The 23940-nt window shown below is 70.6% G+C and carries 23 protein-coding genes; 10 read left to right on the forward strand and 13 right to left on the reverse strand.

What is annotated here, in order from left to right:
* Positions 1-7: 7 nt before the first annotated feature.
* Entirely contained in the window at positions 8-1585 is a 1578-nt protein-coding gene (mdlC, locus tag OG371_RS04410; RefSeq protein WP_329065771.1) for a benzoylformate decarboxylase, read from the reverse strand.
* A gap of 99 nt (positions 1586-1684) precedes the next feature.
* Between mdlC and OG371_RS04415 the strand changes: the two genes are divergently transcribed.
* Both OG371_RS04415 and OG371_RS04420 read left to right on the forward strand, forming a co-directional pair.
* Entirely contained in the window at positions 1685-2608 is a 924-nt protein-coding gene (locus tag OG371_RS04415) for a LysR family transcriptional regulator (protein ID WP_329065774.1), read from the forward strand.
* A gap of 80 nt (positions 2609-2688) precedes the next feature.
* Positions 2689-4662, forward strand: a complete 1974-nt coding sequence (locus OG371_RS04420; RefSeq protein ID WP_329065776.1) for a TIM-barrel domain-containing protein — start codon at positions 2689-2691, stop codon at positions 4660-4662.
* Here OG371_RS04420 and OG371_RS04425 read toward each other — a convergent pair.
* Together OG371_RS04425 and OG371_RS04430 are read right to left on the reverse strand one after the other, a co-directional pair.
* Positions 4575-5759 carry a sensor histidine kinase gene (locus OG371_RS04425; protein WP_329065778.1) on the reverse strand — a complete coding sequence of 395 codons (1185 nt, stop codon included), beginning with the start codon at positions 5757-5759 and terminating at the stop codon, positions 4575-4577. The genes OG371_RS04420 and OG371_RS04425 overlap by 88 nt on opposite strands.
* The gene (locus OG371_RS04430; RefSeq protein WP_329065780.1) at positions 5756-6412 is read right to left on the reverse strand and encodes a response regulator transcription factor; all 657 of its coding nucleotides are present in this window, start codon (positions 6410-6412) and stop codon (positions 5756-5758) included. Before OG371_RS04430 ends, OG371_RS04425 begins: the two co-directional genes overlap by 4 nt.
* Before the next feature lie 86 nt (positions 6413-6498).
* On the opposite strand from OG371_RS04430, the gene OG371_RS04435 reads away from it, so the two are divergent.
* Positions 6499-7647: a serine hydrolase domain-containing protein gene (locus OG371_RS04435; protein ID WP_329065782.1), complete on the forward strand. Its 1149-nt coding sequence runs from the start codon at positions 6499-6501 to the stop codon at positions 7645-7647.
* Between the two features lie 10 nt (positions 7648-7657).
* Here OG371_RS04435 and OG371_RS04440 read toward each other — a convergent pair whose 3' ends face one another.
* The 4 genes from OG371_RS04440 to OG371_RS04455 all read right to left on the reverse strand — a co-directional run bounded on the left by OG371_RS04440 (position 7658) and on the right by OG371_RS04455 (position 12812).
* Positions 7658-8836 (reverse strand): cytochrome P450, encoded by a 1179-nt coding sequence (locus tag OG371_RS04440; RefSeq protein ID WP_329065784.1) that lies wholly within the window; start codon positions 8834-8836, stop codon positions 7658-7660.
* A 125-nt stretch (positions 8837-8961) separates the two neighbouring features.
* Positions 8962-9306 carry a hypothetical protein gene (locus OG371_RS04445; protein WP_329065786.1) on the reverse strand — a complete coding sequence of 115 codons (345 nt, stop codon included), beginning with the start codon at positions 9304-9306 and terminating at the stop codon, positions 8962-8964.
* Positions 9307-9475: 169 nt separating this feature from the next.
* Positions 9476-11473: an APC family permease gene (locus OG371_RS04450; protein ID WP_329065788.1), complete on the reverse strand. Its 1998-nt coding sequence runs from the start codon at positions 11471-11473 to the stop codon at positions 9476-9478.
* 283 nt (positions 11474-11756) lie between these two features.
* Positions 11757-12812 (reverse strand): class I SAM-dependent methyltransferase, encoded by a 1056-nt coding sequence (locus OG371_RS04455; RefSeq protein WP_329065790.1) that lies wholly within the window; start codon positions 12810-12812, stop codon positions 11757-11759.
* 73 nt (positions 12813-12885) lie between these two features.
* On the opposite strand from OG371_RS04455, the gene OG371_RS04460 reads away from it, so the two are divergent.
* From OG371_RS04460 to OG371_RS04470, 3 genes are all read left to right on the forward strand, one after another.
* A complete protein-coding gene (locus OG371_RS04460) occupies positions 12886-13728 on the forward strand; it encodes a methyltransferase (protein ID WP_329065792.1) in 843 nt (280 codons plus the stop codon).
* A gap of 72 nt (positions 13729-13800) precedes the next feature.
* A complete protein-coding gene (locus tag OG371_RS04465) occupies positions 13801-14121 on the forward strand; it encodes a hypothetical protein (protein ID WP_329065795.1) in 321 nt (106 codons plus the stop codon).
* A 215-nt stretch (positions 14122-14336) separates the two neighbouring features.
* On the forward strand, positions 14337-14681 hold the full coding sequence (locus tag OG371_RS04470) for an ArsR/SmtB family transcription factor (RefSeq protein WP_329065797.1): 345 nt from the start codon (positions 14337-14339) through the stop codon (positions 14679-14681).
* On the opposite strand, the gene OG371_RS04475 is transcribed toward OG371_RS04470, so the two are convergent.
* The 6 genes from OG371_RS04475 to OG371_RS04500 form a co-directional block, all read right to left on the reverse strand.
* Entirely contained in the window at positions 14603-15265 is a 663-nt protein-coding gene (locus OG371_RS04475) for a response regulator transcription factor (protein WP_329065799.1), read from the reverse strand. The two genes, OG371_RS04470 and OG371_RS04475, sit on opposite strands and share 79 nt — an antisense overlap.
* Entirely contained in the window at positions 15244-16443 is a 1200-nt protein-coding gene (locus OG371_RS04480) for a sensor histidine kinase (protein WP_329065800.1), read from the reverse strand. The genes OG371_RS04475 and OG371_RS04480 overlap by 22 nt, the downstream gene beginning before the upstream one ends.
* Before the next feature lie 582 nt (positions 16444-17025).
* Entirely contained in the window at positions 17026-17949 is a 924-nt protein-coding gene (locus OG371_RS04485) for an NADP-dependent oxidoreductase (RefSeq protein ID WP_329065802.1), read from the reverse strand.
* Between the two features lie 127 nt (positions 17950-18076).
* Positions 18077-18466 carry a MerR family transcriptional regulator gene (locus OG371_RS04490; protein ID WP_329065805.1) on the reverse strand — a complete coding sequence of 130 codons (390 nt, stop codon included), beginning with the start codon at positions 18464-18466 and terminating at the stop codon, positions 18077-18079.
* Between the two features lie 508 nt (positions 18467-18974).
* Positions 18975-19535 carry a hypothetical protein gene (locus OG371_RS04495; RefSeq protein WP_329065808.1) on the reverse strand — a complete coding sequence of 187 codons (561 nt, stop codon included), beginning with the start codon at positions 19533-19535 and terminating at the stop codon, positions 18975-18977.
* Between the two features lie 347 nt (positions 19536-19882).
* Positions 19883-20458: a TetR/AcrR family transcriptional regulator gene (locus tag OG371_RS04500; protein ID WP_329065809.1), complete on the reverse strand. Its 576-nt coding sequence runs from the start codon at positions 20456-20458 to the stop codon at positions 19883-19885.
* Between the two features lie 265 nt (positions 20459-20723).
* Between OG371_RS04500 and trpM the strand changes: the two genes are divergently transcribed.
* The 4 genes from trpM to OG371_RS04520 all read left to right on the forward strand — a co-directional run bounded on the left by trpM (position 20724) and on the right by OG371_RS04520 (position 23915).
* Positions 20724-20888 (forward strand): tryptophan biosynthesis modulator TrpM, encoded by a 165-nt coding sequence (gene trpM, locus OG371_RS04505; protein ID WP_329065812.1) that lies wholly within the window; start codon positions 20724-20726, stop codon positions 20886-20888.
* Between the two features lie 103 nt (positions 20889-20991).
* Positions 20992-22221: a tryptophan synthase subunit beta gene (gene trpB / locus OG371_RS04510; RefSeq protein ID WP_329065813.1), complete on the forward strand. Its 1230-nt coding sequence runs from the start codon at positions 20992-20994 to the stop codon at positions 22219-22221.
* Positions 22222-22229: 8 nt separating this feature from the next.
* Positions 22230-23027: a tryptophan synthase subunit alpha gene (trpA, locus tag OG371_RS04515; RefSeq protein WP_442876144.1), complete on the forward strand. Its 798-nt coding sequence runs from the start codon at positions 22230-22232 to the stop codon at positions 23025-23027.
* 117 nt (positions 23028-23144) lie between these two features.
* On the forward strand, positions 23145-23915 hold the full coding sequence (locus OG371_RS04520) for a GntR family transcriptional regulator (RefSeq protein ID WP_329065817.1): 771 nt from the start codon (positions 23145-23147) through the stop codon (positions 23913-23915).
* The last annotated feature ends 25 nt before the right edge of the window (positions 23916-23940 follow it).

The raw sequence follows: 23940 nt of genomic DNA on the forward strand, positions 1-23940 counted from the left end.
GCTCCGATCAGGCGGGAGTGGTGACGGCAGTGTCGACCTGGATAAGCCTCGGCCCATCCACCGGCTCAGCCAGCAGCGCACGCAACTGGGCCAGATCCTCCGCATGCGTGGCGTCGACGCCATAACCACGCGCGGTCGCGGTGAAGTCCAGCCCAGGAATGGTCGTGCCCGGCACATCCGGCGTGCCCAGCAGCCCGGCGAACCACTCCAGCGCGCCGTAGGTTCCGTTGCGCAGCAGCACATACGTGATCGGCAAGCGCCACTGGGCGGCGGTCCACAGGCCGGTGATGCCGTAGTTGGCGGACCCGTCGCCGATCACGCCCACCACCGGCCGGTCCGGCTCCGCCAGTGCGACGCCGACCGCGGCGGGGATCCCGAAGCCCAAGCCGCCGGCCGCCGGGAAGTAGTACGAGCCCGGGCGGCGCAGGTCCATCTGCCGCCACCAGGAGCCGTTGGTGGAGGTGGATTCCACCACGTAACCGGTGTCCGGCGGCTGCGTGTCGCGCAGGGCGGCGAAGACCTGCTCGGGATGCAGCAACGCGCCGGTCCCGTCGGCCGGTACCGCCGGAATCGTGTGCTCCCAACGCTTTTGCGGGCGCTCCGGCAGAAGTCCGAGCAGGCCTTGGATCACCGCACCGGGGTCGGTGACGAGGGCCTCGCCGATCGGGGCGCGGGCCGCGGCCGAGGCGTCGTCGGTGACCTGCACCAGCCGGACGCCGGGGCGCAGGTGCTCACCCGGCAGGTATTCGTGGTACCGGAACACCGGGGCGCCCAGCACCAGCACGAGGTCGTGATCGGCCAGCGCGTCGGCAATCGGCGCGATCCCGGCGGGCAGCACGCCCCGGAACAGCGGGTGCCGGTTCGGGAACGGCAGCCGGAACAGCGACGGCGCCGCCCAGACCGGTGTCTCGAGCCGTTCCGCGAGTGCGGTCACCGCGTCGAAGTGGCCGTCGCTGTCGAGGTCACCGCCGAGCACCAAGGCCGGCCGCCGGGCCGCGCGCAGGTCGGCGGCCAGCGCCTCGACCTCGGCGGGACTGGGGTACGCGGACCGCCGGACGGTGCGGGCGAGGACCGCTTCCGCGCCCGGTTCCGTCTCGGCCGCCCAGTCGTCGTACGGCACGGAAAGGTAAGTGGGACAACGCCGCAGCCGCGCCTCGAAGATCGCCTGGCTCAGCGAACGCGGGACGTCGCCCGCGCAGCTCGGCTCGGCGGCCCAGCCGACCAGCGGCTTGGCCAGCTGCGCGGCGTCCACATTGGACAAGATGGCCTCCGCGCCGATCGCCGGGCGCACCTGCTGACCGGCGACGACCACCAGCGGGGACCGGCTGTACACGGCGTTGGTCAGCGCCCCCATCGCGTTGCCCGAGCCGGACGCGGCGTGCAGGTTCACCAGCACCGGGCGGCCGGTCGCCTGGGCGTAACCGTCGGCCATCCCGACCACGGCCCCCTCGTGCAGGCCGAGCACGTAGCGGAACGAGTCCGGCAGCCCGGTCAGGAACGGCAGCTCGTTCGAGCCGGGGTTCCCGAAGACGGTGTCGAGTCCCTGCCGCCGCATCACCTCGTGCGCCATCTCGCGGATCAGCACGGCACCCTCCTGGCTTCGTCGCGGGTGTGCTTCACCGTAGAGACGGGTGTAGTACTAATCCAATAGATGTTTTGCCGCCGCCACATAGATGAGATGAATATGGCTGACTTCGATCTCAACCTGGTCCGGGTCTTCGTCCTGCTCTACGAAACCCGCAGCGTCACCGGCACCGCGACGGCCCTGCACGTCAGCCAGCCGACCGTGAGCTACGGGCTGGGCAAGCTGCGCCGCCGGTTCGACGACGTGCTGTTCCACCGCAGCCGCGACGGCCTGGTGCCGACCGCGCTCGCGGACCGGCTGTACGAACCGCTGCAGCACTCGCTCGCCGGGATCGAGCAGGCCGTCGAGCCGGCGTCCTCGTTCGACCCCGGCACGGCGCGGGCCCGGTTCACCATCGGCCTGTCCGACCTGGGCGAGGCGTCGTTGCTGCCCCTGCTGGTCGGTCCGCTGCGCGCGCTCGCACCCGGGGTGTCCCTGTCGATCCGCCCGCTGGACCTCGCCGACTCGCCGCGGCAGCTCGAGCGCGGCGAGATCGACGCGTTCGTCGCGACCCCGGTCGTGTCCGCGCCACAGATCCGCCGGCACGCGCTGTTCGCCGAGGGCTACCTCGCCATGGTCGCCGACGACCACCCGCGCGTGCACGGCCCCGCGATCAGCAAAGCGCAACTGCGCGCCGAAGGGCATGTGCTGGTCGAGAGCCCGTCCGGCCACATCGGCCCCAGACTCGCGCTGGCGACCCTCGACCTGCTCGACCGGGTCGTGCTGGAGGTCGCCAAGTTCTCCGTGGTGCCGTACCTGATCCAGCAGTCCGAACTCGTCGCCATCGTCCCGGAACTCGCCGGTCGCGCCTACGCCGCCAGCCACCCCGTGCGCCTGGTGAAGCTGCCGATCGCGCTGGAGCCGCTGGAGATCGCGCTCTACGCGCGTCCCGAACGATCCCGCTCCCCCGCCGAGCGCTGGCTGGTCGAGTTCCTGCAGCAGAAACTCAGCTCGCCACCAGGGGCCAGGCCCGGCAAACCTTGACAAAACCTCCCGTCTTGTGTGCTTATTACTGCACATTATGACCCGACACCGAGCATAATCTTGCATTTCGGGAGGCTCAAGTGCATCGACGACTGGCGTACGCGGCAGCCGGGCTGGTCCTCGCGGGAACCGTCGTGGCCCCCGCCGCCGCGGATTCGCTCTCGTCCGTCTCGGTGCCGCGAGGCCCCGATTCCCCCGGCTACCAGCTGCGCATCAACACCGCCCGGCTGGGGATCAGCGTTTCGCGCGGCGGTGAGCAGGTGCTGCGCACGGCGTCGGACGCGTTCACCTTCGACGGCGGCGTGGCGACGCGGGTCCGGTCGGTCTCGCGGGACGGCGCGACCGTCGTCGCCGAGGCCGACAGCACCGCGGGCCGTCCGGTGACCCTGCGGATCACCCCGCGCCCGGACCGGTTCGACCTGAGCTGGTCGGTCGGCGGGCTCGCCGCCGGGCAGCGGGCGACCCATTTCGACCTGGCGACGTCCGGCTATTGGTACGGCGGCGGCGAAACCAGCGAAGGAAAAGCCCAGCCGTACCCGCTTTCCGCCGGCGTAGTCGACGAGCCGGAGTTCTCCCCGGCCAGCTACATGATGCAGGAGCCGTACTTCTTCACGTCGAAGTCGGTCGGCCTCTACGTGCGCACCGCGCAGCCGATGAAGGTCGCGCTGGCCGGCGGCCGCGCCGACCTGACCGTCACGAACTCCGCGGAGTACACCAGCACGGTCTTCGTCGAGTCGAGCCGCCGCGCGGTGTACGACGACTACATCGGCGAAGTGGGCAAGCCCGCCAAGAGCGACGCGACCGACGCCGAGTTCAAGAGTCCACTGTGGAATTCCTGGGCGCAGTACTACCGGGACATCGACCAGGACAAGGTGCTCTCGTGGGCGCGCGACCTGAAGAACGTGGGCGTCGCCGGGCACACCGTGCAGCTCGACGACAAGTGGGAGTCGAACTACGGCAACCTGACCTTCGACGCGAAGACCTTCCCGGACCCGAAGAAGCTGGCCGATGACATCCACGCGATGGGCCAGAAGTTCGGCCTGTGGACGACGTTCTGGGTCAACCTCGACTCGGCGAACTACGCCTACGCCCGTGACCACGGTTATCTGGTGCACGCCAAGGGAAACACGTCGACACCGTGCACGGTGACCTGGTGGAACGGCACCGCGGGCATCATCGACCTCGGCAACCCGCAGGCCCGCGACTGGTACACCGGCAACCTGCGCAAGCTGATGGCGGACTACGGCGTCGACGGCTTCAAGTTCGACACCCGCTTCTTCGACGACCGGTGCGCCACCACCGGGAGCCTGACCCCGCAGGACTACCAGAAGCTCGGCGCGGACATGACCGACGCGTTCGACCAGCAGGGCGCGGGCATCCGCACGCACTGGGGCAACCAGCACTACGGGTTCGTGATCCGGGCGGTCGACGCCGACACCAGCTGGGACGGCCTGCGCACCTCCCTGCGCCGCGCGTCGGCGATCTCGGCCGACGGCTACCCGTTCGTCGAGACGGACATGATCGGCGGGTCGAACAGCATGCCGCCGCCCACCCGCGAGGTGCTGGTCCGCTGGGCGCAGGCCGCGTCGCTGATGCCGCTGATGTACGCGTCGACTTCCCCGGTGAGCACGGTCGACACCACGACGGGCAAGACGGTCGTCTACCCGGCCGACACGGCGAAGCTGTACGCCGACGCGGTCCAGACCCACGCGAAACTGGCCGGTTATCTGAAAACCCAGGTGCAGCAGGCGGTCGCGGACGGCACCCCGATCATGCGCCCGGTGTACTTCGACTTCCCGACCGACCACCGCTTCGACACGATCGACGACGAGTGGCTGCTCGGCCCCGCTTTGCTGGCGGCACCGATGATCACCGCCGGCACCGCCCGCGACATCACCCTGCCCGCCGGGCTGTGGTTCGACCCCCACACCAAGCGCATCGAAACGGGCGGCCGCACCCTGCACAACTACCCGGCGCCGTTGGACACCTCGCCGATGTTCGTCCGGGTCGGCGCACCCGGCTGGACGGATCTCGTCCGGGATCTGACGCGCTGACCCTCGTTCAGGCCAAGTGGAAGGTGGACGGCGACCTGCAGCCCACCACCCGGCCGAGCCGTCAGCGTAAGCCCACCCCCATGCGCGATCACAACGGCGTCCACAATAGACAATCCCAGACCGATGCCCCGATCGGTGTGGATGCGGGCGCCGTCGCCGCGGGCGAAGGGGGCACGGAGCTGGTCGACCGTCGACGCAGGGATCAACGGGCCAGTGTTGCCGATATACAGGAAAGCCCGGTCGTCCGTGGTACCAGTGGTGACCTCGATCCGGCCGCCCGGACAGTTGTGCCGAACAGCGTTCTCGACCAGATTCCCACACATCCGTTCCAGCAGAACAGGTTCACCGCACACCAGCGCAGGACGCAAGTCGGCCCGCACCGTGAAGTCCACGCCGTCCAAGGCGGTCGCCACCAGATCCGCCAGGTCGACGCCGTGGCGGAGGCCAACCCCGGCCTGGCTGCGGGCCAGTGCCAACAGCCCGTCCAGGATGCGTTGGCTCTGCTCGACAGCAGTGCGGACGTCCGCGGTCATGGCCAGGAGTTCTTCCGTACCAGGCTGATTGTCGAGGGTGACGTCGATGGCGGTGCGCATGGTGGTCAGCGGGGTGCGCAGCTCGTGGGCGGCGTTGGCGGTGAAGAGGCGCTGGCTCGCGAGAACCCGGTCGCGGTCGGTGATGCCCTGCTGGATGCGGTCCAGCATGCCGTTGACGGTGCCGGCGAGGGTGGCGAGTTCGTCGGCGGGCGTGGTGACCGGCATCCGCTCGGACAGGTTTTCCGCCGAGAGACGGTGGGCGGTGGCGGAAATCGTGCGGATGGGGCGCAGCACCCGCCCGGCCACCAGCCAGCCCAGGACCGCGGCCAGCACCGTCACCACCGCGAGCGCGATCGCGGCCTGGCTGATGAAGTCGGTGAGGGTGACCGCCTCGATCGACGGCGGCAGTGGCGGGATCCCGCTCGGCGAGGGGCTGAGCATGATGACCGACGTCCGATGGCCGCCGTTTCCGCGTATCAGCAGGTACGTGAGCGTGGTCAGCAGCGCAGCGGCGGCGAGAACCAGTGCGGCGTAAAGGATCGTGAGCCGGGCGCGGGCGGTCATGGGACGGTCCGGTAGCCGGCGCTCGGCACGGTCTCGATCAGCGGCGGGTCACCGAGCTTGCGCCGCAGGGTGCCGACGGTGATCCGGACAGCGTTGGTGAACGGGTCGGCGTGCTCGTCCCACACCTTGTCCAGCAACGTTTCCGCGCTCACCACCACCCCGCCGGCGGCGAGCAGCTGCTCCAGCACACCGAACTCCTTGGGCGTCAAGGGAAGGAGCCGGCCCGCGCGTTCCGCGGTGCGTCGCGCGGGATCGAGGACCACGTCGCCGGCGCGCAGGACCGGCGGCGTCGCGGGCGCGCTGCGGCGGGACAGCGCCCGCACCCTGGCGACCAGCTCGGAGAACGCGAACGGCTTGCCCAGGTAGTCGTCGGCGCCTAGCGTCAGGCCGTCGACGCGGTCCTCGACCGTGCCGGACGCAGTGAGCATCAGAATCCGCGACACCCCGCGCTCGGCGAGTTCGCGGCACACCGCGTCCCCGTGCACCGCAGGCAGATCCCGGTCGAGCACCACGACGTCGTACGGCGTGACCACGCACTTGTCCAGCGCGGTGCGCCCGTCGAACGCGACGTCGACGGCGAACCCGTGTTTGCGCAGGCCGGCCGCGACGTACTTGGCCAGCGGCCGTTCGTCCTCGACCAGCAGCACCCGCATCCGGCCAGTGTCCCGCGCGCGACATATGGATCACGTATGGACCGGCCATCGCTCCCCGATCGGCCGTCCTCGATAGACCTTCGGCCATGACCACAACACGACGATCCGCACTGGGCCTGCTCGGCGCCTCCGGGGCGCTGCTCGCCACCGGTGCCGGCTCGGCCTCCGGCGTCACCCCCACATCGACCTCCGCGGACGTGCGCGCGATCGACCAGTTCGTCAAGGAACAGGCCGCCCAGGACCAGTTCTCCGGCAGTCTCCTGCTGCTCAGGCGAGGACGCCCGGTGCTGGCCCGGTCCTACGGCCGCGCCAACCACGCCGCCCCCAACGGCCCGGACACCCTGTTCGCCATGGCCTCGGTGACCAAGCTGTTCACCGCGGTCGCCATCGCCCAGCTCGCGCAGGCCGGCAAGATCTCCTACACCGGCACGCTGGGCACCTACCTGAGCGGTTTCCCCGCCGAGATCGCCGACACCGTGCGGGTCCACCACCTCCTCACCCACACCTCCGACCTCGGCGACACCTTCACGATTCCCGGCTATCTGGCGGAAGCGCTCACCTGGACCGACGTCGACCGGGTGATGAACGGCACCACGGACTACATCCGGCGCACCTCGCTGGCGTTCGCACCGGGAGCCGGGTCCCGGTACAGCAACGCGGCGTACCACCTGCTCGGCGCGATCGTGGCGCAGGTTTCCGGAAAGTCCTATTACGACTACGTGCGCGAGCACGTGCTCCGCCCGGCCGGCATGACCACCACGGACTTCTACACCCGGCCGCACTGGCACACCGATCCCCGCATCGCGCACCCGTACGCGAAACAGCCGTCCGGCGGCCGCGCCGACACCATCGACCAGCGGCTGTACGTCGGCACTCCCTCCGGCGACGCCTTCACCACGTGCGCCGACATGGCGCGTTTCGCCTTGGCACTACAGGGTTCCAAGCTGCTCGATCGCGTGTACACGGGCATCACGCTGGGCGGCAAGGTACCGCCGCCGCAGCCGCCCGGCCCGGCGCCCGGGGTCCCGCCCGTCGGCTTCCAGTGCTACGGACCGGTGACGCTGCTGGTCCGCGACCAGTGGGTGACCGGGCACGGCGGCGGCGCCCCCGGCACGTCGACCGACTTCCAGATGTACCCCGACCGCGAATGGGTCACGGTGATCCTGAGCAACTACGACTACGACGGCGGGCCCCCGCCGGCCGTGGTGAAGACGCGCGACGTCCTCACCGCGTGACCGCCACGGCTCACCAAGCGACGGGCAGAGCGGACAACCCTCCCGCGAGCTGATCGTCCGGAGTGCTCAGTTCCGACACCGGGTGCACCAGGCGCAGCTCGGGGAAACGCCGTAGCAGCGCGGAAAACGCGAGCCGCAGCTCCATCCGCGCGAGCGGCGCGCCGACGCAGTGCCAGATGCCGAACGAGAAGGTCAGGTGCTGGTTCGACGTGCGGGTCAGGTCGATCCGGTCGGGTTCCTCGAACACCCGCCGGTCGGTGTTCGCCAGCGCCAGGTCCAGCAGCACCAGGTCACCGGTCTGGATGCGGACTCCGTCGACGTCGAGGTCTTCCCGCGCGTAGTGCGGCATGATCACGCCGCCGGCGCTGGCGGTGCGCACCATCTCCTCGACCGCGGCGGGCATCAGGCCGGGATCCGCGGTGACGGCCGCGCGGAGTTCGTGGTCGCTGCACAGCCGCGCGACGCCGAAGGCGAGGTGGTTCACGACGCCGCGGCCCCCGAAGATCACCCCGGCGATCACGTTGGCGATTTCGGCGTCGGGCAGCCCGGCAGCGCAGGCGCCGGAGATCATGTCGTCCCGCGGGTCCTGCCGCCGGAGGGTGACGAGCCGCTCGATCACCGCCTCGAGCGGGGCCAGCCCTTCGGCGTCGCCGCCCAGCATGCTCGCCGCGGCGAGCAGCGGTCCCAGCTCGTCACGCTCTTCGGCGGGAATGCCGATCAGCTCGCACAGGACCGCCATCGACAACGGGTTCGCGAACACCGTCATCAGATCCGCCGGCGGGCCGTGGGATTCGAGCGCGTCCACCGCTTCGTCGACGAGCGCCGACACCGCGGGCTCGAGCGCGGCCATCCGCTTGCGGGAGAAGTACGGCGTGAGCACCGCCCGCAACTGATGGTGATCGGCGATCTCGTTCGCGTAATCGCTCTGGCCGGTGGCCTCGTCGAGGATCGCGGAATTGATGAACTGGGGCGCATTCGCCGGATCCGGATGCGCGCGCCCCACTCTCGAGCCCATCAGCAGTTCCTTGATCTCGGCGTACCGGGTGATCAGCCACGCGTCGTCGCCGGCGTAGGTCCGGACCCGGACCACCGCGCGGGATTCCTGCAGCGCCCGCCAGTCCGGCGCCGGCTGGAGCACTGGCGAGGACAGCGCGGCCAGACTGGGCAACTGCTCAGGGGGGCTCGACATTTCAGACTCCATTGCGGGATCGACGACGTTCCGTACCTCGGAGTCGAAGATCCCAGCGTCGTGGAACTGCTGTCAAAGCTCCTGGCAAAAGGGTGGGGAAAGCACCAACGGTTCCCCGGTTTTGGTCAGAATCCGGGCTCTTGATCAAGATCCGGGGACGCGGCCGCCGGGCTGGCGGAGCCCGAACCGGGGATGCTCTCATGCAGCCGGTCCATGAACAACAGCCGAACACGCAAGTCCATCTCCGGCTCGTCGGCCGCCCGCCGCCCAGGGTCCGGTACGCCTGCGGCGGTGCGACGAGCCCGGCCATCGGCAGGCCTGGCGACCGTTCGTCGGCCGGTGTCCAGTCGGTAGCCAGTCCAATGCGGACCGCAGCCTTGCCACGGATCTCGCGCACCTGCCAGCAGCTCGGCGTCCTCGTCGACCTCGGCGAGTTCGCTGGCCGTGCGGCCGAGTTCGGCGGCAGTCACCCAGGCGCAGCCCAGTCGCGCTGCTGGTCGTGCCCGCGCAGTCGGACGCCGGTGATCCCGGAATCGACGATTTCCTGCAGGGCCTTCCGCGGTCCGGGCCGATCCCGTCCTGCGGCGGCGTTCCGGGTACGGCCACGCCGGCAGCGTGACCGCCGGCGCCGCGGCCTGACTACCTCCGCGGGGTGATGCCACGGCGGATGTCGCCCGGCAGGGGGCGGACGCGTTGCAGGTCGCGGCGGTAGGTGGACCGCAGCTGCCAGGGCACGCTGACGACCATGATCCCGGGCTCGAACAGCAGCCGGCCCTTGAGCCGCAGGGAGCTCTGGTTGTGCAGCAGGTTTTCCCACCAGCGGCCGACGACGTACTCGGGGATGTAGACGCAGACGGCGTCGCGGGGGCTGAGCCGGCGGAGGTTCTTCACGTAGGCCACCACCGGCCGGGTGATCTCGCGGTACGGCGATTCGACCACCTTCAACGGGACCTTCATGTCACGTTGCTCCCACTGCCGCTGCAGGGCGCGGGTTTCGGCGTCGTCGACGTTGACGGTGATCGCGGTCAGCGTGTCGGGCCGGGTGGCGCGGGCGAACGCGATGGCCCGCTGGCTGGGTTTGTGCAGGGTCGAGATCAGCACCGCGGCGTGGATCCGGCTGGGCAGCAGCTCGCTCTCGTCGTCGGCCAGCAGCTCCTCGCGGACGTGGCTGTAGTGCCGGTGGATGCTCCGCATCAGCACGTACAACGCGGGAATGGCGATCACGACCAGGTAGGCGCCGTGGGTGAACTTGGTGATCAGGACGACGACCAGCACCACCGCGGTGAGCACGGCGCCGAGCGCGTTGATCAGCCGCGAACGCTGGAAACCGGCGCGCTGTGCGGCACTGGTCGCGGTGGCGAGTTCGCGGTTCCAGTGCCGGACCATTCCGGCCTGGCACAAGGTGAACGAGGTGAACACGCCCAGGATGTAGAGCTGGATGAGCCGGGTGGTGGACCCGTCGAACGCGAAGATCAGCACCGCGGCCGCGACCGAGAGCGCGACGATGCCGTTGGAGAACGCGAGCCGGTCGCCGCGGGTGCGCAGCTGCCGGGGCAGGAACCGGTCCTGCGCCAGGATCGAGGCCAGCAAGGGGAATCCGTTGAACGCGGTGTTGGCGGCGAGGATCAGGATCAGCGCGGTCATGGCCTGCAGGAAGTAGAACATCACCGCGTGGTCCCCGCCGAACACCGCGGCGGCGATCTGGCTGATCACGGTGCGCTGCGGGTCGGTGGTGCAGTCGCCGGCGAAGCCGATCAGGTCGCAGGTGTTCTCCGCGATCCGCACGTGCGTGATCAGGGCCAGCACGGTGATCCCGACGAACATGACGATGGCGATGGTGCCCATCGCGGTCATCGTGCGCGCGGCGTTGAGGCTCTTGGGCTTGCGGAACGCCGGGACGCCGTTGGAGATGGCCTCCACCCCGGTCAGCGCCGTGCAACCGGAGGAAAACGATCGCAGCAACAGGAACACCAGCGCGACGCCGGTCAGGCCGGCCTGCTCGGGGCGGATGCCGTAACCGGCGCTCTCGGCCACCGGCGTGTCCCCGGCCACGGCCCGCCCGATGCCGAGCGCGATCATGATCATCACACCGGAGATGAACAGGTACGTCGGGACGGCGAAGGCCCGGCCGGATTCGCGGATGCCGCGCAGGTTCATCGCCATCAGCACGACGATGAACCCGATGTCGATGCCCACGCGGTAGTCGTTGAGCGAGGGGACGGCGGAGATGATGTTGTCCACCCCGGCCGCGACCGACACCGCGACGGTCATGATGTAGTCGACCATCAGCGCGCCGGCCACGACCAGCCCGGCGCCGCTGCCGAGGTTGCGTGACGCCACCTCGTACGACCCGCCGCCGCTCGGGTAGGCGCGCACCACCTGCCGGTACGAGAGCACCACCACGGTCAGCAGCACCACCACCGCCAGCCCGATCCACGGGGCCAGGTGCAGGAACGCCAGCCCGCCGAGGCTGAGGATCAGCAGGATCTCCTGCGTCGCATACGCCACGGACGAAAGCGGGTCACTGGCGAAAATGGGCAGCGCGAGACGTTTCGGGAGCAACGTCTCCCCGAGCGTGTCACTGCGGAACGGCCGGCCGAGGACCAGCCGCTTGATCCATGAGGTGGGTGCCGGCACGTCCCGGAGCGTGCCTGGCGACCGCGCGGGTCAACGTAGATATTTCGTCAAGATCCGCGCATATTCGTATGGATTTCGTCAACGGCCCCGGTGACGCCCGAAGGATGCCGATTTGGGCTCCCGCTGAGCACGTCCAGGTCAGCTGGCAGACGGCCGACGGCTGCCGCACCGCCTTCGCGGTGCCGGCGCGTCAGAATCTCGTCAAAGCCATCGGCGGACGACCTGGGCGCCGAGCCCGGCCACGACCGCGGCCACCGGACCAGCCGGACGCGAGTAGCGCGGGTCAGGCCTTCTTGCGGGCGACCACGCGATAGGCGTTGGACATCCCGCGCTTACGCCCGATCGGCGCGCTGATCCGGTCCACGATCCCGGCGATCACGAAAACCGGGATGCACACGATGAAGCCGAGCTTGCGCAGCAGCGCGCGAGTGCGGGACGGGCGGTTCCGCCGCCAGGCCAGGTCTTCGCCGCCGATCGTGGCCGCGTTCACGGCCAGCATGACGGCGGCCACCAGGTCCATGGCGGAGTGCGGCTCGGCCCGTTGCTCGGCGACGACGGTGAAGCCCAGCTCGGCGAGTTCGTCACGCAGGTTCCCGATCGGGATCAGGTTCAGGTGCTGCGGCTGCAGCCACGGCAGCCACCACCGGCCCAGCAGCCGGCCCCAGCGCGACTCGGGATCGGGCAGTTCGATGGCGAGGTGCCCGCCCGGGGGCAGCGCCACCGCGGCGGCGGCCAGCTCCTTCTTCGGCTCCGGCGTGTGTTCCAGATAGTGGTACATGCTGATCACGTCGTACCGGCCGGACAGTTCCTCGGCCAGGTCGACGAAGTTGCCCCGGTAGGCGCGGCGGATGCGGTTGTCCTGCTGCGCCAGCTCGACGCCGTCGGTCATGTCCAGACCGTCGAACTCGGTGTCCGGCAGCACTTCCTTGGCATCGCGAGGGAAGTGCCCGTGCCCCGTGCCGACGTCCAGCCACTGTCCGGGCGTGCAAATCGAGGCGACCAGACGAGCCCGGCCCGCATACCCGGCGCGGTTGCCCTCGAACATCGAGTTCATGTTCTTCTCGCCGAGGCCGTCGTAGCAGTCCCGGTAGTAGAAACCGAGGCCTTCGCCGGTCAGCCGCGGGTTCTGGAAGATGTGGCCACAGTCCTGACAGGACTCCAGGACGAACTTGCCGGGTTTGTGCTGAAGCAGGTCCGTCGTCCGCAACCGGACTTCGAGCCGCTTCGAGTCGCACCACGCGCAGGTCTCACGGCGCTCCTCGAAGAACCGCTCGGTCCCGTCGGCCAGCTCGGACAGGTAGGCGGGCCTGCGTTCGGCAACCGCGTCGGTCTCCGTCATGGGCGTGGAGTGTATGGGCGCGGCGCGGATCGGCACCACCCGCCGACGTCGGTAACGGCCCTATCGTGGCGAGATGAGCGATGACGTCTGGGCCGGTCTGGCCGACCAGTTCGCCGACCGGGCGTACGCCACGGTGAAGGGGCGCGTGCGCACGTACGTCCTGCACCAGCAGTTGCTGGAGCACTTGCCACCGCCGCCCGCGACGGTGCTCGACGTCGGCGGGGGCGCGGGGCATCAGTCGTTTCCGCTCGCCCAAGCCGGTTACGACGTCACTTTGCTCGACTCGTCACCGGCGATGCTGGAGAAGGCGCGGCAACGACTTGAGCGGCTGCCGGTCGAGGCACGGCGGCGAGTCACGCTCGTCCAGGCTGACGGCGAGAACGCCGAGGAGGCGGTGGACGGACAGCGCTTCGCCGCCGTGTTGTGCCACGGCGTGCTCGGGTACCTCGAACAGCCGGATCCCCTGGTCGGCCAGCTGTGCCGGTGCGCCGCGGACGGCGGCTTGGTCTCGATCATGACCGGCAACGCCCACGCGATGGCCGTCCGCCCGGCTCTGGAACAGCGGTGGGAAGACGCGCTGGCGGCGTTCGACGCCCGCACCGAGATCGGCGTGCTGGGGGTGCCGGGCCGGGCCGACACCGTCGAAGAGCTCAGCGGCCTGCTGTCCGGCCACGACGTGGAACCCGTGCGCTGGTACGGGGTGTGGCTGTTCGTCGACTGGCTCGAGTTCGGCGGGGCCGAGCTGGACCCCGGCGACGCCGAGCGGGTGGCGGCGGTCGAACTCGAAGCCGCCCGGCGCGACCCCTACCGCGCGCTCAGCCGGGTCTTTCACCTCGTCGGGCGGAAAGGCCCGTCCGGCCATGAACTTCTGGCCGATCGGCTTTCGCAAGGGCTCATTTCGACCGACCTCGAATAGATTGCCCGGACGCTTTCTTCTTGATTGACTCGGTGCTGCCGGAGATTCCGCACACCGAACAGGGGAGAACACATGCGATCCATTCTGGGCAAGGTCGGCCTGACCCTGGCCGCCGCCGCGGCCATCGCTTCCGCCGGCGTCACGACGGCCTCCGCGGCCGAGTCCGGCCCGGCTGCCGGGGCCCGGCCGGCGTCGGTGCTGGAGACGCCGAAGGAATGCGAGCAGGCCCACGTCAACCACGACTGCTACGACTACGTCACCTGGTTCTGGACCTACGACGCCTGCAACAAGGACAGCCGGCGCACGAACTTCGACCGGTCGACGTACGACGATTCCAAGTGCGCCCAGTTCTCCAACGGCCTGAACGTCGGGCTCTACTGGCACCGCCCGTGACAATGGGGAGTGGGCGCCGCCGCCGGTGGCGCCCACTCCTCTCCCGGTCGAAAAGAAATCCCCCCGACGGCGGACAACCGCGTGGCCCATTCCGCGAGACCAAAGTCGCGACATTCGCAGACCTCGGACCATGGCCCGGACCGTCGATCCGGCGCGAAACTATCCGGGTGCAGCCGCCGAACAACGGCGCACGGGAATCGGCTGGGGGAGAAAAAATGACATCGGCGACCGTAATGCCGGAACGGGCTGCGATCGCGGCCCTGCTCGGACCGGCCCGCGCCCGGGTGCTCGAAGCGACGAGATCGGGCGCCTCCACCACGGAGCTGAGCCGGTACGCCGGGATCTCGCTCGCGTCCGCGAGTTACCACGCGTCCATCCTGCGCGCGGCCGGGCTGGTGGAAACGCGCCGCCGGGGCAAGGCCGTGCACCACGTGCTCACCCGGCTGGGCGCGAGCCTGCTGGCCGGGGCCCGGGCGCCCGGTCACTCCGCGTCGCGCACCAGCAGGGCGATCTGGACCCGGTTGGCCACCTCGAACTTGACCAGGATCCGCGAAACGTAGGCCTTGACCGTCGCCACGCTCATGAACTGCGCGGCGGCGATTTCCGCGTTCGACAGCCCCTCGCCGACCGCTTCGGCGACGCGTCGTTCGCCTTCGGTGAGAGCGGCGAGCGCCGAGCGGGCCCGGACCAGCCGGCTCTCGTCGCCGCCGGTCATCCGGGCGATGAGCTTGCGGACGATGGCCGGCGACAGCGTCGGTTCGCCGGTCGCGGCCCGCCGGATGGCCGCGACCAGGTCGGCCGGCGGGGTGTCCTTGAGCAGGAACCCCTCGGCCCCGGCCCGCAGCGCCCGGCGGACCAGGTCGTCGGTGTCGAAGGTGGTGAGCACCAGCACCGCGACCGGCAGGTCCCGCAGCCGGGCGGTGGCGGTGACCCCGTCCGTGCCGGGCATCCGCAGGTCCATCAGCACCACGTCGGCCCGGGTGGACCGGACCAGCTCGACGACGTTCGCGCCGTCGCCCGCCTCGCCCACCACGGTGATGTCCTCGGCGCCGGACAACATGGTCGTCAGCCCGGCCCGGACCAGCCATTCGTCGTCGACCAGCACTACCCGCACCGGTTCCATCAGGCCTCCCAGGGCAGCCACGCCCGCAGCAGATACTCGTCGCCGGCCGGGCCGTGCTCGAGCCGGCCGCCGGCCAGCGCGGCCCGTTCGGTGAGCCCGGCCAGCCCGGTCCCGGCGCCCGGGATCGGCAGCCCGCCCCCGGCCGAGGGCAGCGGCTGGCGGACGGCCACCCGCACCCCCGGGCCGGCCGCCCCGCCGACGGTCACCGTGACCGGCCGGCCGGGCGCGTGCTTGCGGGCGTTGGTGAGTCCTTCCTGGACGATCCGGTACGCGGTACTGCCGACCAGCCCGGAAATCGTTGCCAGCGCGGGGGTTTCGGGCATCTCCAGGCGTACGGCCGTGCCCGCCTGCCGTGCTTCGGCCACGAGGTCCGGCACGCGGTCGAGCGCCGGGGCGCGGAGCCCGGAGTCGTCCGCCGGGTCCTCGCGGAGCAGGCCGATGACCTCCCGCAAGTCGATCAGCATCTGGTGGGCGCCGCTGCGGATGATGCCCGCGGCGCGGGAGATCTCGGCCTCGGACGCGGCGGGATTGAATTCGAGCGCGCCCGCGTGCACGCTCAGCAGCGACATCCGGTGTGCCAGGACGTCGTGCATCTCGCGGGCCAGCCGGGTGCGTTCCAGCCGGCGCGCCTCGACCAGCCGGCCGGCGTGCTCCTCCTCGACCAGCCGGGCACGATCGGCGAGCGAGACCAGCAGCTGCCGCCGGGCGCGGACCAGCCGGCCCAGCCCCACGAGCACGGCGGTGGCCAGCACCCCGATGGTCGTGCCGGCCCACAACGGCACGTCGGCCGACTGCCGGGTGAAGGTGGCCACGACCGAGGTGACCACGCCGAGCCCGGCCACCCACACGACCACCCGCGGCCGGCAGTGCACCGCCGCGAAGAACGTCGCCACCCCCGCCGCACCGCCGACCGTCAGCGAGACCGCCGAAAGCCCCACCAGCACCAACGCGAGCGCGGCCGGCCACCGGCGCCGCAGCAGCAGCGCGGCGCACCCCACCCCGCCCAGCACCAGATCGACCACATCGGCCGAGCTGATCCCGCCGAACAGCGACGGCAGCAAGCCGAGCAGCCCGACCACGACGGCGATCAGGATCCCGGTCACGTCGACCACGACATCCCGGACCGACCGCCCCCGCCCGCGCCCGGGATCCACGTCCGCCCACAGCGATCCGGGCAGCCACTGCCAGAAAATCGGCACACCCTCCCCGTTCCCCGATCCCGGCGGCTTCGTGATTACCGGGCACTCCCGCCATCTTCGGCCCCGGGCCGGTGCCACGTGAAGGGAGATCGACCAAAGTCGATCCGATCCGCTACCTGTGGGGGATCGGGGGCCATCCCTGCGGCGCGGTTTCGGGAGTCGCCAGCGCCCCGGCAGTGGTCAGGTCACCATGCCTGCGGGTGACCGCTTGCGACGGCAGCCGGAATGTCCGAAATGGCCGGGCCAGGATCGGGTCATTCTGCCTGGCCCATCTCCCGCGACCAGCTGTGGTGACCTTCCGGCCGATGAGCGCGGCAGCGATCGTCCTTTGTGGACCAGGTGCAGTGAATGCGGCGGTTGGTGCGTCCAGCGCACCAACCGCCGCATTCACTCCATCGGAAACGCTGTTTTTCTGTGGCGTGTGGGGCGTCTGATGCTGCTGGTGTCATCGAGGCGAAAGGGGCGCCCCGCGCACGCTCGCTCCAACCCGAGATCGCCGGTGAATCCGAGACGTGGCCTGAAGCCGCCGTTCGGGCTGACCACGACGTAGAATCCACACAATCGCAGAACACCAGGCATTGCTCAGGCGACCTTGATGACCACCTTGCCTGCGCTGTGACCACTTTCCACAGCCGCGAGTGCAGCCGGAGCGTCCGAAAGCGGATAGGTCGCGGTGATCACCGAGGCAAGCACACCGTCGAGGGCCAGCCGAGCCGAGCGTTCCAGGTTCGCGCGGTCCAGGCGGCGCTCGACGAAACGCCCGCCGATCTCGGGGACCGACTGGTCTCCCACGGCGATGACGTTGCGGGGCTCGCGTGCCAGCGGGGCGACCGTCCTCAGCGAAGTACCGCCGACCAGGTCGACGATGCCGTCGAAGCCGTCCGGGACCAGGTCGCGGGCTGCAGCGACCACGTCGTCGGCGGTGTAGTCCAGGAACTGCGCCCCGACGGCCTCGGCGTGCTCGCGCTTGGCGGCGCTCCCGGTGCCGATCACCCGCAGCCCGCGCCCGGCGGCCAGCCGCGCGACGGCGAGGCCGACGCCGCCCCCGACGCCGTTGACCAGGACCGTGGCCCCGGCCGGGAGGTCGAGCTGGTCGAGCGCGTCCACCGCGGTCGTCCCGGCGATGGGCAGCGTCGCCGCCACGGTCGTGGACAGGCCCGCCGGGATGCGCGCGGTGTTCGGCGCGGAGAGCACCGTCGTCTCGGCGTACGTGCCGCCGCCGGTGAGTGCGAAGCCGAAGACCGCGTCACCCACCTCGAGCCCGTCGACGTCCTCGCCCCGGGCGAGCACCGTTCCGGCGGCCTCCACGCCGAGTACCCGCGGGAACGGCCGCCCGCCGTCGAGCCCGGGGACCAGGCCCGCGCGCAGCAGGTGGTCGAGCGGGTTCACGCCGGCGACGTCGACCCGGATCAGCACCTCACCGCGGCCCGGGACGGGATCGGGACGGTCGAACAACTCCTGCACCTCGGGCCCGCCGAACCTGCCGAAACCCCACGCCTGCCCCATTTTCCGCCGCCTCCCGGATGACCGGGCCCGGCGCTTCCGGGCCCTGCGGCCATCCTGACCGCTGACACCGATGTCAAAGGCAACCGGCTGAGGCACAGGTCACAGGGTCAGCCAGGCTCAGACAGGGTCACGCGGACTGCGCCACCGGTTCCGCGGCCATCCCCGCCCGATGCCGGCTGTTGGCCTTGATCAGCACGTCGAGCGCCGCCCGGGTCTCGAGCAGGTGCGCGATGTCGGCGTCGATCCGGTCGCGCTCGCGCACCATCGTCGCGTACGCCGAATCGACGACGTCCGCGTCGGCCGGAGTCTCCACACACGGCAGCACCGACGCGATCACCCGGCTCGACATGCCCGCGTCGAACAGCTGCCGGATGAGCGAGACTCGCTGGACCTCGTCCTCGGAATAGTGCCGCTGCCCGGTGTCCGAGCGCGAGCTGGTCAAAAGGCCCTGCGCTTCGTAGTACCGCAAGGAGCGCGGACTCACACCCGTGCGCTTGGACAGCTCCCCGATCCGCATTCCCCGAGCCTACGCCGATCGCTGGGAAGAATTCGTGCGGGAATGGCAGCACTTCTCCCGAGTGCGCGAACTGGCCGGCCATTACGTCGCCGATGGGAATGGCTCACCGAATTGGACGGTAGACCAGCCGTCGCGGTTCGCCGGTGGGCTCTGGTTCACCCCGTCCCCGACGGCCGGACCGTGACGCTCGGGTCTGCGCGGGCGGCTCCGAACTCGGCGAGATCCGGCTCCTCGACGTCGCGACCGGAGCCCGGCTGCCGGACCGCTTCGCCCTTCGCACGCGCCACGACGACGTCACCGGCAGCACGAGCTTGGTACTTTCCTTGGCGGATAAGCAAACACGCCAGCTGACGTCTCCGGCGGCGTAGAGCCACCCGTCGCCGATCGGCTCGCCATCGTCCCCGACGAACCGCATCGTGTGCCGCTATCGCGACGAGCGGCTCGTCGGCTTCGATCTGCTCACCGGTGGTGAGGGTGACCGACACCGTCGTACGCAGTGGTCTTCGTGTCAGTTCACCTTCGCGGAGCGGCCGAGGCGGATCGCCGAGACGAGGAAGAAGATGCCGCCGAGCACGGCGTAACCGGCGACGGTGGAGAGCGAGGGGTTCGGCGCGCCGGCGCTGAGGATGAAGTTCGCGCCGGCCAGCACGGAGATGCCGCCGCTGAGGATCATCGGCCACTGGCCGCCCAGCTTGCGGCGGGTGAGGGCCACGATCAGCTGGATCAGCCCGGCGATGATCGCCCAGGCGCCCCAGACGCGCAGGACCGCCGGCACCCCGGAGGCGGCGGCGATGCCCAGGCCGATGGCCGCCAGCAGGCTGATCGCCATGTTCACGTACAGCCCGCGGGCCGACCCGGTGGCGCGCGACGAGCGGGAGTCCACGACCGCCGCCCCGACGTCGAACAGCGGGTACAGCACCACCAGCGCGACGCCGATCGGCCCGACCTCCGACTTCGAGGTGACGAACAGCAGAACCGCCCAGACGATGGCGAATCCGAACCGCACGAAGTACAGCCGGCGCAGCGCCGACGCGATTCCTCCGACGGCGGGTGAGTCAACGGTGGTCACGATGATTCCTTTCGAGGTGCTGTTGAGGAGTGCCTGCGCGGTTCGACAGCGAGACCGAACGTTCTATCCGAGATCAGCATGGCGGCTCGGCCAAACCTTGTCAAGACAGAACGTTCTATCTCCTACGTGGCTCACCATGGAGCACTACGAGTCCGCTCGTTGCCGGCACTCCTCCAGGATCGCGAACCGCGAGTTGGTGCGCGCGAGCCTGGACAGACCGGCCGGGGATCCGTGCCTGCGTCACCGGCCACCGCACGGCGCCCGGCGGCATCGCTCAGATTCTCTGCCGCCTTCAGGACGTCTCCGCTCCCGCGGTCGTCACATCCGGAACAGCGCGGTAGCGCCGATCACCGCCGCTGCAGGATTCCCTCGACGCCTTCGAGGAAGGCGTCGCAGACCTCGGCCGGGTCCGACAGGCAGCCCGCCACCATCGCGCCGTCTCGCAGCATCACGAAGTGCCGGCCCGCGGACTCCGGCGGCGTCTCGCCGACCTGCGCGAGCACGTCCGTGACGGTGCCGCGGAACCACTCCCGGTGGGCGAGGACGGCCTGGTGCACGGGATGCTTGGGGTCCGGGTACTCCGCGACCGCGTTGAGGAAGGCGCAGCCGCGGAAGTGGGCCGACCGGATGCCCTCGGCAATCGACTTCGCGATGGCTCGCAGGGTGTCGGCCGGCGGCAGGCCACCGGCGAGGGCCTTGTCGATCCCTTCGCGCTCCATCTCGTGGACGCCCTGCAGATACGCGACGACAAGGTCTTCCTTACCGGGAAAGTGCCGGTAAAGCGTGGCGCGGGTGACCTTCGCCTCCGCGACGATCCGGTCGATCCCCACAGAGTGCAGGCCCTCGGCGTAGAAGATGCGGGTGGCCGTCGCGAGCAGCCTCGACCGCGCTTCGGAGACCTGGCCTCGAGAGTTGCGCACCATCCGGTCAAGTCTAACAGAGAGAACGGTCGGTATTCCCACTCCGACGAGCTACCGTTTGCGGTCCGAGGCGAACATCGCGGTGACGCCGTCGAGCGCGCCCTGGGCGGCGACCCACGCTCCGCCACAATCCCGCGGTGGCCGGCTCAAGCACCGATCGCGCACGGCGCGCCATGCTCGAACGGCGCCGTTCATACGCGGCTGTGCGGCCGGTCCCACACGCCGGAGGGCTTGCCGAAACCACGGGCCCGCGGATTAGACTGCGGCCATGCCCCTCACCGTCCGCTTCGCCCGTGGCCGCCGGCCGCGCGGCTGCCAGGCGCCCGCGCGGCGCGTGCGCGGGCGTCGGGTGCGGTACGCGATCGGCTCCGAGGCGGGCCAGGTCGACGGGATGCGATGGCAGTGTGCGCCGCGCGTCGCGTGGGACCGCTGAGGGACGTTTTCCCGGCTGGCCCCGCGTGTTCGTGCGCTCTGGTGAACCCACACCCGCCACGAACCGCCCGTGACTGACGTCTCGGGTCAGGAGCACATCTGCCATGAAAAACGAATTCTTCTTCCCGGCCGCGCCGGGAACCCTTCCCGACGCCGCGGGCTACTTCGGCGCCTTCGGCGGCCAGTTCGTCCCCCAGGCGCTGGTCGCCGCCATCGACCAGGTCGCCGCCGAGTACGAGCGGGCCAAGACTGATCCCGCCTTCGTCGCCCGGTTCGAGGACCTGCTCGCGCATTACGTCGGACGCCCGAGCGCGCTCACTGAGGTGCCGCGGTTCGCCGCGCACGCCGGCGGCGCGCGGGTGTTCCTCAAGCGCGAAGACCTGAACCACACCGGCTCGCACAAGGTCAACAACGCGCTCGGCCAGGCGTTGCTGGCCGTGCGGATGGGCAAGACCCGTGTGATCGCCGAGACCGGCGCGGGCTCGCATGGCGTGGCCACCGCCACCGCCTGCGCGCTGACCGGCCTCGCCTGCACCGTCTACATGGGAGAGACGGACATGCGGCGCCAGGCGGTGAACGTCGCGCGCATGGAACTGCTCGGCGCCGAGGTCGTCCCGGTGACCTCAGGGTCGCGCACCCTGAAGGACGCCATCAACGAGACGTTCCGCGACTGGGTCGCGCACGTGGACAACACGCACTACCTGTTCGGCACGGTCGCCGGGCCGCATCCGTTCCCCGCGATGATCCGCGATTTCCAACGCGTCATCGGCGTCGAAGCGCGCCGCCAACTGCTGGCCCGGACCGGACGGCTGCCGGACGCGGCCATCGCCTGTGTCGGCGGTGGGTCCAACGCGATCGGCCTGTTCCACGCGTTCCTCAACGACCCCGGCGTGCGCTTGATCGGCTGCGAGGCGGCCGGGCACGGCGTGCGCAGCGGGAAACACGCGGCGTCGCTCTCGGCTGGCGAACCCGGTGTCCTGCATGGCTCCCGCTCGTACGTCCTGCAGGACGACGAAGGCCAGATCCTCGAAGCCTGGTCGATCTCGGCCGGGCTCGACTACCCCGGCGTCGGCCCCGAACACGCGCACCTGCACGATTCCGGCCGCGCCGAATACCGCCCGGTCACGGACGACGCCGCGATGCACGCGTTCCGGCTGCTCGCTTCGACCGAGGGCATCGTCCCGGCGATCGAGAGCGCGCACGCGCTGGCCGGGGCCCTCGACGCCGGCGCCGAACTCGGCCCGGACGCCGTCATCCTGGTGAACCTTTCCGGGCGCGGGGACAAGGATCTCGACACGGCAGCCGTCCACTTCGGACTGGAGGTCGCGCGATGAGCGGGAACCTGCGGTTGCTCACCGACACGCTCGCCCAGGCGAAACGAGCCGGCCGGGCCGCGCTCATCGCCTACCTGCCGGCCGGCTTCCCCACCGTCGAAGGCGGGATCGACGCGCTCCGGGCGACCCTCGACGCGGGCGCGGACATCGTCGAAGTCGGCCTGCCGCACAGCGACCCGGTGCTGGACGGGCCGGTCATCCAGACCGCCGACGATCTCGCGCTGCGCGGCGGAGTCCGGATCGCGGACGTCCTGCGCACGGTGCGTGAGGTCCACGCCGCCACGGGCAAGCCGGTGCTGGTGATGTCGTACTGGAATCCGGTGTCCCGCTACGGCGTCGAGCGGTTCGCCCGTGAGCTGGCCGCGGCCGGCGGCGCGGGGTGTGTGCTGCCGGATCTGCCGGTGGCCGAGTCGGTCTTGTGGCGCCGACACGCCGTGGAGCACGAGCTGGCCACCGTGTTCGTGGTCGCGCCGAGCAGCACGGAGGCGCGGCTGGCGGAAACCGCCGCGGCCGGGACCGGGTTCGTCTACGCGTCCGCGCTGATGGGCGTCACCGGAACCCGTGCGGCGGTGGACGAAGCCGCCGCCGTCCTGGTGAGCCGGCTCCGCGGTCTCACCGAGCTGCCGGTCTGCGTCGGCATGGGCGTGGCGGACGCGAGCCAGGCCGCCGAGGTCGCCGGTTTCGCGGACGGGGTGATCGTCGGGTCGGCCCTCGTCGGAACCCTGCTCGATCCGGCTCGGGGAACGGCCGCGCTCGAACAGCTCACCGGACAGCTCGCGGCCGGGGTGCGCGTCCCCACCGCCTGAGCGGTTGCCGGGCTCGCGCTGCGGTGGGGCGGGCCCGGCAGCTACTTGTACAGACACAATCGACCAGGCTGGACAAGTCAACGCCCGGAACCGGCGGCCGGGCCTTAGCCTGGGCGCATGGTCAACAAGGACGAACAGGGCCCGTCGCTGTATCGGCGGATCGCCGACGAGCTCAAGGCCGAGATCAGCGCGGGCACGTACGCGCCGGGCGACGCGCTGCCGTCGGAGAGTGAGCTCGCGCAGCGCTACGACGCGTCCCGGGGCACGATCCGGCAGGCGTTCGCCGCGCTGCGGACCGACGGGATCATCTCCTCCCGGCGCGGCGCGCGGCGGCTGGTCCAAGGGGGACCGCGCCTGCAGGACTTCGCCGCGTTGCGCAGCTTCTCCCGCTGGGGCCGCGCGATCGGCGAGGAACCGAGCGGCCGCGTGGTCGAGCTGGCCCGCCGCGAAGCCACCGAAGACGAGCGTGAGCACCTGAACCTGCCCGAAGGGGCGTACGCCTACCACCTCACCCGCGTGCGCCTGCTCGACGGCCGGCCGGTGATGATCGAGCGCACCGCCTACCCCGACCGGATCGGCGCGCTGGTCGCCGGGATGGACCTCGACCGCGAGTCCATCACCGAACGGCTCGAGGAGCTCGGCACGACCTTCGCCGACGCGGAGCACACCATCGACGCCGTGCGGGCCACGGCCGTCGACGCCCGCCTGCTCGGCGTCCGGCCGGGCGCCCCGCTGCTGCGCGAGCGCCGCCGCACCACCGATCCGGCCGGGGCCGCCCTGGAGTGGTCCGAGGACCGTTACCTCGGCGACCAGGTCGCGTTCACCGTGCGCAATTCGGCCGACCGCAACACCCTGTCGCGCTGGCACTCCGCGCCCGGCGCCGGCTGAACCGGTTGACGTCCACGGTAGCCTC

This window comes from Amycolatopsis sp. NBC_01480, assembly GCF_036227205.1.
GTDB lineage: Bacteria > Actinomycetota > Actinomycetes > Mycobacteriales > Pseudonocardiaceae > Amycolatopsis.